Here is a 14302-nt window from a genome sequence, read left to right on the forward strand (position 1 = left end):
ATTCGCGCCAGGAGCGACTCCTAGGAGAGCAGCATGGGCCCCTATCCGCACGACGCCCCGCCGGCCGAGATCACCGAATCCAACCCGATGGGCACGGACGGGTTCGAGTTCGTCGAATACGCCTCTTCCGAGCCGGAGAAGCTGGGCACGCTGTTCGAGACCATGGGCTTCGCCCCGGTGGCGCGGCACAAGTCGAAGCGGGTGACGCTGTACCGCCAGGGCGACATCAACTTCGTGGTCAATGCCGAGCCGGACAGCTTCGCCAGCGACTTCGCCCGCAAGCACGGCCCCTGCGCCTGCGCCATGGCCTTCCGCGTCGCCGATGCCGCCCACGCCTTCAAGCGCGCCGTGTCGCTGGGCGCCAAGCCGGTCGAGAGCCGGGTCGCTGCTGGCGAGCTGCAGATCCCGGCGATCGAGGGCATCGGCGGATCGCTGCTCTACCTTGTCGATCGCTACGGCGCCAAGGGCTCGATCTATGACGTCGATTTCGACTGGATCGGCCAGGCCGAGCCGCATCCGGAGGCCGCCGGCCTCTATTATGTCGACCACCTGACCCACAACGTGCATCGCGGCCAGATGGATGTCTGGGTCGACTTCTACAGCCGGCTCTTCAACTTTCGCCAGATCCGCTACTTCGACATCAGCGGCAAGCTGACCGGCCTCACCTCCCGCGCCCTGACCAGCCCGGACGGCAAGATCCGCATCCCGATCAACGAGAGCGCGGACGAGAAGAGCCAGATCGAGGAATACCTGCGCACCTACAAGGGCGAAGGCATCCAGCACGTGGCCCTGGGCAGCCGCGACATCTACGCCTCGGTCAACCGTCTGGACCGCAACGGCCTGGCCTTCATGCCGGCCCCGCCCGACACCTATTACGAGAAGATCGACGGCCGCCTGCCGAAGCATGGCGAGCCGGTCGAGAGGTTGCGCGAACTGGGCCTGCTGATCGACGGCGAGGGCGTGGTCGAAGGCGCCCACACCAAGGTGCTGCTGCAGATCTTCTCCCAGACCGTGATCGGCCCGATCTTCTTCGAGTTCATCCAGCGCAAGGGCGATGACGGCTTCGGCGAAGGCAATTTCCGCGCCCTGTTCGAGAGCATCGAGGAGGACCAGATCCGGCGCGGCGTGCTGTCCGCCGACAGCGACGCGGCGTGACAGGCAATCCGTTCGCGCCGGATGACGGGCCGGCCTGGCGCCGGCACCCGCACGCCCCGGCGCCGGCAACGATGCTGGGACGCCTCGACGAGATCGAGGATCCGGGCGTGCGCATCCTCGCCTTCGGCGCCGGCCGCCGCGTCTTCTCGATGCTGCTGGTCCGCCGCGGCGACACCGTGAGGGCGTTCCTCGATGCCTGCCCGCACGCCTTCCTGCCGCTGACCTGGCGCGGCGGCAGCGTGCTGAGCGCCGACGGGCAGCGCCTCGTCTGCAGCAACCACTTCGCCGAGTTCGACGCCGGCGACGGCAGCCCCATCTCCGGGCCGGCCGATTGCGCGCTCGACGCGATCCCGGTGCGGGTGGAGGCCGACGGCACGATCGTCATGGGTTAGGATCGCCTCCTGACTCCGCGCGACCGAGAGGCGATCCATGAGCAGCCCGTTTCCCGAACTGTACCTCGTCCGGCATGGCGAGACGGAGTGGAGCCGGTCCGGCAGGCACACCGGCCGGTCCGATATCCCGCTGACCGAGGCGGGCGAGGCGGCGGCGCGCGGCGTCGCCGGCCGGCTGCAGGGCACGGCCTTCGCGGCGGTCTGGTCGAGCCCGTCCCTGCGGGCCCGCACCACCTGCACGCTGGCCGGCTTCGGGACCGGCGCCGTGATCAAGGACGAGTTGGCCGAGTGGGATTACGGCGCCTATGAGGGCGTCACCACCGAGCAGATCCTGGCCGAGCGCCCGGGCTGGCAGCTGTTCCGCGACGGCTGTCCGCAAGGCGAGGACGCGGCCCAGGTCGGGGCCAGGGCGGATGCGGTGATCGAGCTGTTCCGCCAGACGGCTACGACGGTCCTGGTGTTCTCGAGCTCGCATTTCCTCCGGGTCCTCGCAGCGCGCTGGATCGGCCTGCCGCCGGAGGGCGGCTCGCGCCTCGTGCTGGACACCGCCAGCCTCAGCGTCCTCGGTTACGAGCACAACCTCAGCGAGCCCGTGATCCGGCGCTGGAACCAGAGATAGCCCCGCTTTAGCCGCGCTGCACCGCCAGGGCCACGGCCCGCGCCGCCTCCTGCAGCGCCGGCAGGAAGCGCTCGCGCATCTCCTCCGCCCCGACCCGCCCGGCCGGGGCGCTGAGGTTGATCGCCAGGTTGCCGGCGGAGATGCCGCCCGGCACCGCCACCGCGATCGAGTTCAGCCCGGTCTCCAGCTCCTCCGACACCAGCGCGTAGCCGCGGCTGCGCACTTCGGCCACCCGCGCTGCCAGGGCCGTGCGGGTGGTCAGCGTGTGTTCGGTGAACCGCTCCAGCACCGCCGATTCGAAATAGCGCTCGAGCTCGCGCGGATGCAGCACCGCCAGCAGGGCCTGGCCCATCGAGGTGGCGTGCGCCGGCAGCCGGGTGCCGACCCCGAGCCCGACCGTCATGATCCGGTGCGCCGCCGGCGACCGCGCGACATAGGTGATCATGGTGCCGTCCAGCATCGCGGCGGAGGCCGATTCGCCCAAGGCTCGCGTCAGGCCCAGCAGCGCATCGCGCACCCGCTCGATCTCGCCCATGCCGGACAGGAAGCTGTGGCCCAGCGACAGGATCGCCGGCGTCAGTTCGAAATGCTTGCCGTCGCTGCGGGCATAGCCGGCCTCGCACAGGGTCAGCAGGAAACGCCGCGCCGCGGCCCGGGTCATGCCGGTGCGCGATGCCGCCTCGGTGATGGTCTGCCGCCGGTGGCCCGTGCCGAAGCTGCGGATGATGTCGAGCCCCTTGCGGAACGAAACGACCTGCTCCTCGCGCAGGACCTCCTCCCCGTTTTGTGCGTATAACGAACAAGAATGCCGCTATGCGCACAAATTCTTGACCGCATTCGGAGCCCGGCACAAGAGATCAATAGGACAAGAAGATCGGGGATCGCGGATGATCGATCCACCGGCGCAAGAGTCTGTCGACCAGAACCAGAGGGAGGACCAAGATGCACCGACGCCACCTGACCGCCGCGGCCCTGGCTGCTACCCTGCTGGCGGCCCTGCCGGCCGCGGCGCAGAACACGGTCAAGATCGGCCTGATCCTGCCGATGACCGGTCCCTCCGCCTCGACCGGGCGAGAGATCGAGGCCGCGGCCAAGCTGTATCTGCAGCAGAACGGCACCACCGTCGCCGGCAAGACGATCGAGCTGGTCGTCCGCGACGACACCGGCACCGCCGACGTCACCAAGCGCCTGGCGCAGGAGCTGGTGGTGAAGGAGAAGGTGTCGGTGCTGGCCGGCTTCGGCCTGACCCCGCTGGCCGCCGCGGCGGCGCCGATCGCCACCCAGGCCAAGGTGCCGCAGGTGATCATGGCCGCCGCCACCGCAGTGACCACCGAGGCCTCGCCCTTCATCGTCCGCACCAGCTTCACCCTGCCCCAGGTCACCGTGCCGCTGGCGGACTGGAGCGCCCAGAACGGCATCAAGACCGTGGTCACGCTGGTCAGCGACTACGCCCCCGGCCTGGACGCGCAGAAGGCCTTTGCCGAGCGCTTCGGCAAGGCCGGCGGGACGGTGGTGGAGCAGTTGCAGGTGCCGCTGAAGAACCCGGATTTCGCGCCCTTCCTGCAGCGCGTGGCCGACGCCAAGCCGGATGCGGTCTTCGTCTTCGTGCCCTCGGGCTTCGGCGCCGTGTTCATGAAGCAGTTCGTCGAGCGCGGCCTCGACAAGTCCGGCATCCGACTGATCGCCACCGGCGATGTCACCGATGACGAGCTGCTGGACAAGATCGGCGACGTGGCCCTGGGCACCATCACCACCCACCACTACTCCGCGGCGCATGACAGCCCCGAGAACAAGGCCTTCGTCCAGGCCTTCCAGGCGGCCAATGCCGGGATGCGGCCGAACTTCATGGCCGTCGGCGGCTATGACGGCATGCACCTGATCGTCGAGGCGCTGAAGAAGACCAATGGCGCCACCGACGGCCAGGGTCTGGTCGACGCCATGAAGGGCATGAGCTGGACCAGCGTGCGCGGCCCGGTCTCGATCGACCCCGACACCCGCGACATCATCCAGAACGTCTATGTGCGCAAAGTCGAAAAGCGCGACGGCGGCCTGTACAATGTCGAATTCGCGACCATCGAGGCGGTGAAGGACCCGGTGAAGGCGGCGAAGTAGCGCCATGGCGACGATCCTGTTCGACGGCATCGCCTACGGCATGCTGCTGTTCGTGCTGGCCTGCGGATTGTCGGTGACGCTGGGGCTGATGAACTTCATCAACCTGGCGCATGGCGCCTTCGCCATGCTCGGCGGCTATGTCACCGCGATTCTGATGAGCCGCTGGCAGGTGCCGTTCTTCCTGTGCCTGCCGGCGGCCTTCCTGGCCGCGGCCGCGGTCGGGCTGGTGCTGGAGCGGACGCTGTATCGACAGCTGTATCGCCGCAGCCACCTCGACCAGGTGCTGTTCTCGATCGGGATCGTGTTCATGGCGATGGCCGCCGCCGACTATCTGATGGGGTCGGAGCAGCAGATCATCCAGTTGCCCGACTATCTGCGCGGCCGGGTCGAGGTGCTAGGCGTCGGCATCGGCATCTACCGCGCCCTGATCATCGTCATCTGCGGCGTGCTGGTGCTGGCCCTGCAAGGGGTGCTGGCCTACACCCGCTTCGGCAGCCGGCTGCGCGCCGCGGTCGACGACCCGCGGGCCGCGCGCGGGCTGGGCATCCGGGTCGACACCGTCTTCGCCGCCACCTTCGCCGTCGGCAGCGGCCTCGCCGGGCTCGGCGGCGCGCTGGGGGCCGAGATCCTGGGCGTCGACCCGACCTTTCCGCTGAAATACATGATCTACTTCCTGATCGTGGTGACGGTCGGCGGCACCTCCAGCCTGACCGGGCCGTTCCTGGCGGCGCTCTTGCTCGGCATCGCCGACGTCGCCGGCAAGTACTATGTCCCGGCCTTCGGCTCCTTCGTCATCTACACGGTGATGATCGTGGTGCTGCTGCTGCGGCCGCAAGGGCTGTTCGCCCGCGGAGGCAGCCGGTGACGGCCGCCGTGATCGCCTCCCCAGCCGCGTCGCGCGCCCGCTGGCGCTGGCCGGAATTCTTGTTTTGGCTAGCCGCCCTGGCCGCGCTGTTCCTGCTGCCGGACCAGCATCTGATCCTGAACGAGATCGCGATCCTGGCCCTGTTCGCGCTCTCGCTCGACCTGATCCTCGGCTATGCCGGGATCGTCTCGCTCGGCCATGCCGCCTTCTTCGGCCTCGGCGCCTATGTTGCCGGCCTGCTGACCATCCATGTCGCCGGGGAGCCGTTGCTGGGCCTCGTGGCCGCCGCAGTCGCCGGGGCCGTGCTGGGCTTCGCCACCGGCTTCCTGGTGCTGCGCGGCAGCGACCTCACCCGGCTGATGGTCACGCTCGGCATCTCGCTGCTGCTGTTCGAAATCGCCAATCGCGCGGCCGGGCTGACCGGCGGGGCCGACGGGCTGAACGGCATGGTGCTCGGCCCCGTCCTGGGCTGGTTCGAGTTCGACCTCTACGGCACCACCGCCTATGCCTACAGCCTGGCGGTGCTGTTCGCGTTGTTCCTGTTCGCCCGGCGGGTGGTGCATTCGCCCTTCGGCCTGTCGCTGAAGGCGATCCGCGACAACCGCCTGCGCGCCGCCGCCGTCGGGGTGCCGGTGGCGCGGCGGCTGATCGGCATCTACACCCTGTCGGCCGCCTATGCCGCGGTGGCCGGGGCGCTCTTGGCCCAGACCACGCAGTTCGTCTCGCTGGACGTCTTCGACTTCCACCGCTCGGCCGATGTGCTGCTGGTGCTGGTGATCGGCGGCGCCGGCTATCTCTATGGCGGGCCGATCGGCGCCGTGCTGTTCCGCTTCCTGCAGGACTGGATCTCCGGCCTGACGCCGCAATACTGGTCGTTCTGGCTCGGCGCCTTCCTGGTGCTGCTGGTGCTGGTCGGGCGCGACCGGCTGGTGCAGGGCGCGCGCCGGCCCTTCGCGTCCCTCCTCTCCCGCCTCGGGGGCGGGCGATGACCGCGGCGCTCGAGACCATCGGCCTGCACAGGCGCTTCGGCGGCCTGATCGCCACCAATGACGTGTCGCTCAGCATCGCGGTCGGGGCGCGGCACGCGCTGATCGGCCCGAACGGTGCCGGCAAGACCACCTTCGTCAACCTGCTGACCGGAGTGCTGGCCCCGAGCGGCGGCCGGGTGCTGCTGGGCGGCGAGGACATCACCGGGCTGAAGCCGCATCTGCGGGTGCGGCGCGGCCTGGCCCGCACCTTCCAGATCAACCAGCTGTTCCCGGAGATCACGCCGCTCGACACCATCGGCCTCGCCGTGGCCGAGCGCCTGGGCCGCGGCGGCGACTGGTGGCGGGTGGCCGGCGGCAAGGCCGAAGTGCTGGACGAGATCCTGGCCATCGCCGAGCGCTTCCGCCTGACCGACGTGCTGCAGGCCCGCACCGCCACCCTGGCCTATGGCAAGCAGCGCCTGCTGGAGATCGCCACCGCCTTTGCCTGCCGCCCGCGCGTGCTGCTGCTGGACGAGCCGGCGGCCGGCGTGCCGGAGGCGGAGCGGCACGAGCTGCTCGCCACCGTCGCCGAGCTGCCACAGGACGTCTCGGTGCTGCTGATCGAGCACGACATGGACCTGGTGTTCAGCTTCGCCCACCGGATCTCGGTGCTGGTCAACGGCACGCTGCTGACCGAGGGCCCGCCCGACGCCATCGCCGCCGACCCGCAGGTGCGCGCCGTCTATCTCGGGGAGGCGGTGGATGGCTGAGCTGCTGGCCCTGAAGGACCTGGTCGCCGGCTATGGCGAGGCCGTCGTCGTCTCCGGCGTGTCGCTGACCCTGGCCGAAGGCGAGGCGCTGGCGCTGCTGGGCCGCAACGGCACCGGCAAGACCACGCTGCTGAACAGCATTATCGGCGTCACCCGGCGCTTCGGCGGCAGCGTCACCCTGGCCGGCCGCGACCTGACCCGGGCGCGGCCGGAGGACCGGGTGCTGGCCGGGATCGGCTGGGTGCCGCAGGAGCGCAACATCTTCAAGTCGCTCACGGTCGAGGAGAACATGACCGCGGTGGCCCGCCCCGGCCCCTGGACGCCGGAGCGCGCCTATGCCCTGTTCCCGCGGCTGAAGGAGCGGCGCGGCAACCTGGGCAGCCAGCTGTCGGGCGGCGAGCAGCAGATGCTGGCCATCGCCCGTGCTCTGATGCTGAATCCGAAGCTGCTGCTGCTCGACGAGCCGACCGAGGGCCTGGCGCCGATCATCGTCGAGGAGTTGCTGGCCGCGCTGAAGCGCATCCTGCGCGACGAGGGCGTCGCGGCTGTCGTGGTCGAGCAGCACGCCCAGAAGATCCTGTCGGTCACCGACCATGCGGTGATCCTGGAACGCGGCGCTATCGTCCACGCCGCCCCCAGCGCCGCCCTGAAGGCCGACGAAGCCGCCCTGACCCGCCATCTCGGCGTGACCCGCAAGGGGCCGCACGCCTGACCCGAGGAGAATCCCGATGCCGCGCCACACCCCGCCCTTCCGCGCCGACATGGTCGGCAGCCTGTTGCGCACCGCCCCCCTGAAGGCCGCCCGCGCCCAGCACGAGCAGGGCGCGATCAGCGCCGGCGAGCTGCGGGCGATCGAAGACCAGGAGATCCGCAAGATCATCCGCCGGCAGGAGGAGATCGGCCTGCAGGCCGTCACCGACGGCGAGTTCCGCCGCGCCTTCTGGCATTTCGATTTCCTCGAGCATCTCGACGGCGTCGAGGGCTACTGGGCCGACCACGGCGTGCAGTTCCAGGGCACCCAGCTGAAGCCCAAGGGCATCCGGGTGACGGGCAAGCTCGGCTTCACCAGCCATCCGATGCTGGAGCATTTCCGCTTCCTGAAGGCGAACACCGCCCGGGTGCCGAAGATGACGATCCCGTCGCCCAGCATGCTGCACTATCGCGGCGGCCGGCAGGTGATCGACGAGACGGTCTATCCGGAGATGGAGGCGTTCTACGCCGATCTCGGCCGGGCCTATGCCGGCGCGGTCGCCGCCTTCGCCGCCGCGGGCTGCCGCTACCTGCAGCTGGACGATGTCAGCTTCGCCTATCTCTGCGACCCGGAGCAGCGGCGGATGCTGGCCGACCGCGGCGACGACCCGGTGCGGCAGCCGGCGATCTATGCCGGCATGCTGAACGCCGCCATCGCCGACCGGCCAAAGGACATGGTGATCACCATGCATCTCTGCCGCGGCAATTTCCGCTCCACCTTCATCGCCTCGGGCGGCTACGAGCCGGTGGCGGAGCGGCTGTTCAACGAGATCGCCGCCGACGGCTATTTCATGGAATGGGACACCGAGCGCGCCGGCGGCTTCGAGCCGCTGCGCTTCCTGCCCAAGGGCAAGTCCGTGGTGCTGGGGTTGGTGACCTCCAAGTCCGGCACGCTGGAGCAGAAGGACGACATCAAGCGCCGGATCGACGAGGCGTCGAAATTCGTCGACCTCGACCAGCTGTGCCTCAGCCCGCAATGCGGCTTCGCCAGCACCGAGGAAGGCAACGTCCTGGCCGAGGACGAGCAATGGGCGAAGCTGGCGATGATCGTGGAGATCGCGCGGGAGGTCTGGGGGTAGGCAGGCCCCTCTTCGTCATGGCCACGCCCCTTCTGGGCTCGCCATGACGGCTCCAGGGATTATCAAAGCCATATCTTGCAAAATACCTCTTGACCTAAAGCCGACTTGAACTTGTACCGATGGAAGCTCCCGACGACAGGAGCATCCATCATGGCTATCGACACCGATCTGCGGCGGCTGCGCGTGGCGGTCACCGGAGGCACCTCCGGCCTGGGGCTGGCGCTGGTGCGGCTGCTGACCGCGATGGGCGCGCGGGTCGCCTTCGTCGCCCGCGGCGCCGAGGCCGTGGCGCGCACCGCGCGGGAGACCGGCGCCCAGGGCATCGTCGGCGATGTCGGCCGCAAGGAGGACATCCACCCGATCGCGCTGCAGGTCACGGCTGGGCTGGGCGGGCTCGACGTGCTGATCAACAACGCCTCCAGCCTCGGCCCGGTCCCGCTCGCCCTGCTGGCCGACACCGAATGCGAGGAGCTGGAGCAGGCGCTGGCGGTCAATCTGGTCGGGCCGTTCCGGCTGGCCAAGACCTTGTTCGGCGCCCTCGCCGCCTCCGCCCGCCAGGGCCGCGGTGCGGTGGTGCTCAACATCTCCAGCGACGCGGCCGTAAACGCCTATGCCGGCTGGGGCGCCTACGGCGCCAGCAAGGCCGGGCTGCGCCATCTGACGGCGATCTGGGCCGAGGAGGCCCGGGGCGAAGGCGTAAAGGTCCTGTCGATCGATCCCGGCGACATGGACACGCCGCTGCACGCCTTGGCCGTGCCCGACGCCGACCCGTCGACCCTGAAGATGCCCGAGGTCTCCGCCGCCGAGATCGTGCAGGCTCTGCTGGCCGCCCTGCCGGGCCGCGCCGCCGAGCAGCGGGTGAAGGCATGATCGCCGCCGACCGTCCCGACCGGCCGGCCGCCCGGCTCTGCGCCGTCGACGATCGAGGGCAGTCCCGGCACCTGCCCCGCGCGGCCCTGGCGACGCTGCTGGCGCCGGGCGATTTGGTTGTCGCCAATGATGCCGCCACCTTGCCCGCGAGCCTGCGCGGCTGGCATCACGAGAGCGAGAGCCCGATCGAGTTGCGGCTGGCCGGCTGGGTGACGCCGGGCGATCCGACGCGCTTCGTGGCCGTGGCCTTCGGCGCCGGCGACCACCGCATCCGCACCGAGGACCGGCCGGCGCCGCCACCTCTGTCAGCCGGAGATCCCCTGGCGCTCGGGCCCCTGGGGGCCGTGATCGAGCGCGTGCTGGACCATCCGCGACTGATCCGGCTGCGCGTCCTGGGCACGCGGGACGACGTGCTGGCCGGCTTGGCCCAGCACGGCCGGCCAATCCAGTACGCTCATGTGCCGCAGCCGCTGGCGCTGTGGGACGTCTGGACCCGCATCGCTGCCGATCCGGTGGCGTTCGAGCCGCCCTCGGCCGGCTTCGCGCTCGACTGGGCGTTGCTCGCCGCCTGGCGCCGGCGCGGCATCGGCTTCGCCACGCTGACCCATGCCGCCGGCATCTCCTCGACCGGCGACCCGGCGCTCGACCGGCGCCTGCCCTTCGACGAGCCCTACCGGATCCCGGAGCCGACCGCCGCGGCGATCGCCCGGGCGAAGGCGGCGGGCGGACGCGTCGTCGCCATCGGCACCACCGTGGTCCGCGCCCTGGAAGCCGCGGCGGAGGCCGACGGCACGGTCCGCGCCGGCGACGGCGTCGCCGCCAACCGCATCGGGCCCGGAACGTGGCTGCGTGTGGTCGACGCCCTCCTCACCGGCATGCACCAGCCGGGCGAGAGCCATTTCGAGCTGCTGCGCGCCTTCGCCCCCGACACCGTGCTGGACGACCTGCCGGCCGCCCTCACGGCCGAAGGCTATCGCGGCCACGAGTTCGGCGACGTGATGCTGCTGGAGCGGCAGGCCCGTGATGCGAGATCGATCGCAACCGCTCGCGTGGCTTAGGTTACTCGGCAGGCCAAGTCTCGATCGTCTCGACGAAGCGGGTCAGCCAGGCGTTGGTCTGCGCGCCGTCCAAAGCGCGGTGGTCGATGGTCAGCGAGACATAGGCCATCGGCCGGATCACCATCGCATCGGCGCCGCCGGCGTCGCGCACCATCACCCGCTTCTCGACCTTGCCGATTCCGAGGATCGCGACCTGCGGCTGGTTGATGATGATCGGCGCCGCCAGGAGCGAGCCGGAGACGCCGTGGTTCGAGATGGTGAAGGTGCCGCCCTGGACATCGGCCGGCGCCAGCCTGCCGGCGCGGGCCAGGGCTGTCGCCTCCTGCAGCCGCGCGGCGACGCCGAGCAGCGACAGCGACTGCGCCCGGTGCACCACCGGCACCACCAGCCCCTTGTCGCCGAGCGCGGTGCCGATGCCGATGCCGATGTCGTCGAACACCTCCAGCGCGTCGTCGTGCCAGCGGCTGTTGACCGTAGGCACCGCCTTCATCGCGGCAACGCAGGCCTGGACCAGATAGGCGGTGACGGTCAGGGCGACGCCCTGGCGCTCGAACGCCGCCTTGTGCGCCAGGCGATGCGCCAGCACGGCGCCGAAATCGGCCTCGAACACGGCGGTGACATGCGGCGCCGTAGCGACCGAGTGCGCCATGTGCTCGGCGATGCGCCGGCGCATGGCATCGTGCGGGATGCGGTGGGAGCGGAGGGCCCCGGACGCCGGCTTCGCTTCGGCCGGCGCGGCCGGTCGAGCCTGACGGCGGGCGACCTCCTTCTCGACATCCTGGCGGGTCAGCCGCCCGTCCTTGCCGCTGCCGGTCAGCCCAGCCGGGTCCAGCCCGGTCTCGACCAGCAGCTTGCGCACCGATGGCGAAAGGCGGAAAGCGGGGTCGAATTCGGCGATGGACCTTGCCGCAAGAGACACGTCTGCATCTCTCCCGCTCGCCCCATCCGAGTCCCCCCTCTCCCCGCGGGAGGGGGTTAGGGGGAGGGGGTTTTCGCCACTGGAGCCGATGCCGGGTTGATGCGACGCGTCGAGGTCGCCGACCGTTTGCGCGCCGACGCGCGCAGACCCCTCCCCCTGCCCCCCTCCCGCAAAGGGAGGGGGGACTAAGGAAGAGTCAGCGGCAGCAGCCCCGATCCTCCCCAGCACCGCCCCCGGCACAGCGTCCTGGTCGGTCGCGATCAGGATCTCGACCAGCGTGCCGGAGGCCGGGGCCGGCACCTCGACCGTGACTTTGTCGGTCTCCAGCTCGACCAGCGGGTCGCCCTCGCGCACGGTGTCGCCCACGGCCGCGAGCCAGCCGCGCACCGCCGCCTTGGTGCCCTCCTGCTGGACCGGCGCGAACACGTCGATCACCTTGGTTTCGTTTGTGCCCCTTACGTTATCTGCAGAGATGATCGCCGGAGACTCCAGCAGTTCCATCAAAGCTTTCAAACCCTCGGGCGAAGTGTCCTGCACAAATTTGGACGGCATTGTCTCGCCCCTTGTTCAGTGCTTGGCTTTCAGAACCCGGTCAGCGCGAGGATCTTGTCGCGGATCCTATCCACCGACGGCACCGCGGCGTCGAGCAGCACCGGGTTGTGCGGGCTGGGGATGTCCGGCATGGTCAACCGGGCCACCGGGGCGTCGAGATCCATGAACGCCTCGTCCGCCACCACCGCCGCGATCTCCGCCCCGAAGCCGCCGGTGCGCAGATCCTCATGCACGATCAGGCAACGCCGGGTGCGGGCCACCGAGGCCAGCACCGCCGCGCTGTCCCATGGCATCAGCGTGCGCAGGTCGATCACCTCGACCGACCTGCCACTGGCCCGCGCCGCCGCCTCCGCCCGCTCGACCATGGCGCCCCAGGTGACGATGGTGAGATCCCGGCCTGCCATCGTGGTCCGCGCCCGGCCGAAGGGCAGGACGTAATCGTCGCCCGGATAGGGCCGGCGGGCTGAAGGAGCGTCGAGCATGGCGCGATGCTCCAGGAACATCACCGGGTCGTCGCCGCGCAGTGCCGAGCGCAGCAGGCCGACCGCATCCTCGGCGTTGGACGGCACCGCAACCCTCCAGCCCGGCGCGTGCACGAACTGCACCTCGTTGGTCTGGCTGTGCCAGGGGTCGCCGCATTTCAGGAAGCCGACCGGCATGCGCAGCACCATCGGCGCGGCGAAGCGGTTGTTGGTGCGCCAGCGCATCGTGCCGCAATCGTTGATCTGCTCCACCGCCGGGTCGGCGTATTTGCGGAACTGGATCTCCGGCACCGGCAAGAGGCCGGCCAGGGCCATGCCGACGGCGCGGCCGACGATGCCCTCCTCCGACAGGCTGGTGTCCATCACCCGGGCGGCACCGAACTTCTCCTGCAGCCCCAGGGTCACGGCATGGACGCCGCCCTTCGGTCCGATGTCCTCGCCCAGCACCACCATGCGCGGATTGACCGACAGCTCATGGTCCAGGGTGCGGCGGATGGCGGTGACCATGTTGATCCGCGGCCCCTCGGGCTGCGGCACATCGCTTCCCGCAGCCGGCACGATGGCTTCGCTGCGCATCCCGCCCATCGCCTGCGGTTCGCCCTCGAAGAAGACGTGGCGGGTCACCGAAGCGGCATCGGGGGCCGGGCGCGCCTCGGCCCGGACCCGCGCCGCCTCGACCTGCGTCTCGGCCTCGGCCGCGAGCGCATCCCATTCCGCTGCCTCCATCACGGCCGGGACCAGGAACTGCTTCAGCTTGGGCAGTGGGTCGCGGGCCCATTCCGCCGCCACGGTCTCGGCCGGCTTGTAGGCCTGGGTGTCCTGGAAGCTGTGCCCTTCCAGCCGCGGCACGCTGAGCCGCAGCAGGCACGGGCCCTTGCGGCCGCGGACATGGGCGACGGCGGCATCGGCCAGCCGCGCCGCCTCGGCCGGGTCGGTGCCGTCGCCCGCCAGGATATGCAGGCCGCGGAAGCTGGCGAGGTTGGCGGCGATGTCGCCGCCCGGGGTCTGGAACCGCGACGGCACCGAGATGCCGTAGCCATTGTCCTCGATCAGGAACAGCACCGGCAGGCGCTGGGTGGTGGCGATGGTCAGCGCCGACCAGAAGCCGTTGGTGGCGACCGAGGCGTCGCCGCCCAGCACCACGGCGATGGCGCGGTCGCAGGCGGGGTCGTGCAGCACGATGCGGCCGTATTCCAGCGCCTGGGCCCAGCCGGCGGCCGGGGTGTATTGGGTGCCGACGCCGCCGCACATCGGCAGCGCCGAGGGGCCGGCAGGGTTCGGGAAGTTGAACACCACGCCGATGTCGCGGCCGGCGGAATAGCCCTGGTCCCGCGCCATGGCGGAGCCGAGCGCGTCGACCAGGTCGACGCCGAGCGTCAGCAGGATCGGCCGGGAACGGTAATAGCCGCAGACCGCGTCGCGCGGGTCGTCGAGCCGCGTGCCCAGCAGGATCTGGGCCAGGTCGTGGCCGCGGGCGGAAAACTGGTACAGCACCTTCTTCTGCGGTGCCAGCACCGTCTCCTCCAGCGCGTCGAGGGCGCGGGACAGGTGCAGCAGATGGGCGATTCGGCGCCAGTCGAAGCCGGGATCGGGCGCATTCGCCAGGAGGCGGGGCTGCTGGAAGGCGAGAGCGGTCACCGGGTCGTCCTTCTGTGTTCCGACCGGACGCGCAGAGCGCGCATCTTCAAAGAAAGGATGCGCCGAGATCGGG

General features: G+C 70.3%; 14 protein-coding genes. 11 read left to right on the plus strand and 3 right to left on the minus strand.

Features of this window, described 5'->3' with window-relative positions; all coding sequences use genetic code 11:
• Positions 1-33: 33 nt before the first annotated feature.
• From hppD to FFK22_RS24900, 3 genes are read left to right on the plus strand one after another with little or no spacing between them, the layout of a single operon-like run.
• On the plus strand, positions 34-1155 hold the full coding sequence (gene hppD, locus FFK22_RS24890) for a 4-hydroxyphenylpyruvate dioxygenase (protein ID WP_138888731.1): 1122 nt from the start codon (positions 34-36) through the stop codon (positions 1153-1155).
• The gene (locus FFK22_RS24895; protein WP_138888732.1) at positions 1152-1547 is read left to right on the plus strand and encodes a Rieske (2Fe-2S) protein; all 396 of its coding nucleotides are present in this window, start codon (positions 1152-1154) and stop codon (positions 1545-1547) included. Before hppD ends, FFK22_RS24895 begins: the two co-directional genes overlap by 4 nt.
• Before the next feature lie 37 nt (positions 1548-1584).
• Entirely contained in the window at positions 1585-2166 is a 582-nt protein-coding gene (locus tag FFK22_RS24900) for a histidine phosphatase family protein (RefSeq protein WP_138888733.1), read from the plus strand.
• A 7-nt stretch (positions 2167-2173) separates the two neighbouring features.
• Here the strand turns inward: FFK22_RS24900 and FFK22_RS24905 are convergent, their stop codons facing one another.
• Positions 2174-2935 carry an IclR family transcriptional regulator C-terminal domain-containing protein gene (locus FFK22_RS24905; RefSeq protein ID WP_138888734.1) on the minus strand — a complete coding sequence of 254 codons (762 nt, stop codon included), beginning with the start codon at positions 2933-2935 and terminating at the stop codon, positions 2174-2176.
• Between the two features lie 173 nt (positions 2936-3108).
• Here FFK22_RS24905 and FFK22_RS24910 point away from each other — a divergent pair, with 173 nt between their 5' ends.
• From FFK22_RS24910 to FFK22_RS24945, 8 genes are all read left to right on the plus strand, one after another.
• The gene (locus FFK22_RS24910; RefSeq protein WP_138888735.1) at positions 3109-4278 is read left to right on the plus strand and encodes an ABC transporter substrate-binding protein; all 1170 of its coding nucleotides are present in this window, start codon (positions 3109-3111) and stop codon (positions 4276-4278) included.
• Between the two features lie 4 nt (positions 4279-4282).
• The gene (locus FFK22_RS24915) at positions 4283-5143 is read left to right on the plus strand and encodes a branched-chain amino acid ABC transporter permease (RefSeq protein ID WP_138888736.1); all 861 of its coding nucleotides are present in this window, start codon (positions 4283-4285) and stop codon (positions 5141-5143) included.
• Positions 5140-6132, plus strand: a complete 993-nt coding sequence (locus FFK22_RS24920) for a branched-chain amino acid ABC transporter permease (protein ID WP_138888737.1) — start codon at positions 5140-5142, stop codon at positions 6130-6132. Before FFK22_RS24915 ends, FFK22_RS24920 begins: the two co-directional genes overlap by 4 nt.
• On the plus strand, positions 6129-6881 hold the full coding sequence (locus FFK22_RS24925; protein ID WP_138888738.1) for an ABC transporter ATP-binding protein: 753 nt from the start codon (positions 6129-6131) through the stop codon (positions 6879-6881). The genes FFK22_RS24920 and FFK22_RS24925 overlap by 4 nt, the downstream gene beginning before the upstream one ends.
• Complete coding sequence (locus tag FFK22_RS24930; protein ID WP_138888739.1) at positions 6874-7593, plus strand: ABC transporter ATP-binding protein; 720 nt, start codon at positions 6874-6876, stop codon at positions 7591-7593. The genes FFK22_RS24925 and FFK22_RS24930 overlap by 8 nt, the downstream gene beginning before the upstream one ends.
• Positions 7594-7609: 16 nt before the next feature.
• Positions 7610-8710 (plus strand): 5-methyltetrahydropteroyltriglutamate--homocysteine S-methyltransferase, encoded by a 1101-nt coding sequence (locus tag FFK22_RS24935; protein WP_138888740.1) that lies wholly within the window; start codon positions 7610-7612, stop codon positions 8708-8710.
• 150 nt (positions 8711-8860) lie between these two features.
• Complete coding sequence (locus tag FFK22_RS24940; protein ID WP_138888741.1) at positions 8861-9580, plus strand: SDR family oxidoreductase; 720 nt, start codon at positions 8861-8863, stop codon at positions 9578-9580.
• Entirely contained in the window at positions 9577-10638 is a 1062-nt protein-coding gene (locus FFK22_RS24945; protein ID WP_138888742.1) for an S-adenosylmethionine:tRNA ribosyltransferase-isomerase, read from the plus strand. Before FFK22_RS24940 ends, FFK22_RS24945 begins: the two co-directional genes overlap by 4 nt.
• Position 10639: 1 nt before the next feature.
• Here FFK22_RS24945 and FFK22_RS24950 read toward each other — a convergent pair whose 3' ends face one another.
• Both FFK22_RS24950 and FFK22_RS24955 read right to left on the minus strand, forming a co-directional pair.
• Positions 10640-11992: a dihydrolipoamide acetyltransferase family protein gene (locus FFK22_RS24950; protein ID WP_221938833.1), complete on the minus strand. Its 1353-nt coding sequence runs from the start codon at positions 11990-11992 to the stop codon at positions 10640-10642.
• A 146-nt stretch (positions 11993-12138) separates the two neighbouring features.
• The gene (locus tag FFK22_RS24955) at positions 12139-14229 is read right to left on the minus strand and encodes a transketolase C-terminal domain-containing protein (protein WP_138888744.1); all 2091 of its coding nucleotides are present in this window, start codon (positions 14227-14229) and stop codon (positions 12139-12141) included.
• Positions 14230-14302 lie beyond the last annotated feature (73 nt).

Source organism: Mycobacterium sp. KBS0706, from assembly GCF_005938675.2.
GTDB lineage: Bacteria > Pseudomonadota > Alphaproteobacteria > DSM-16000 > Inquilinaceae > Inquilinus.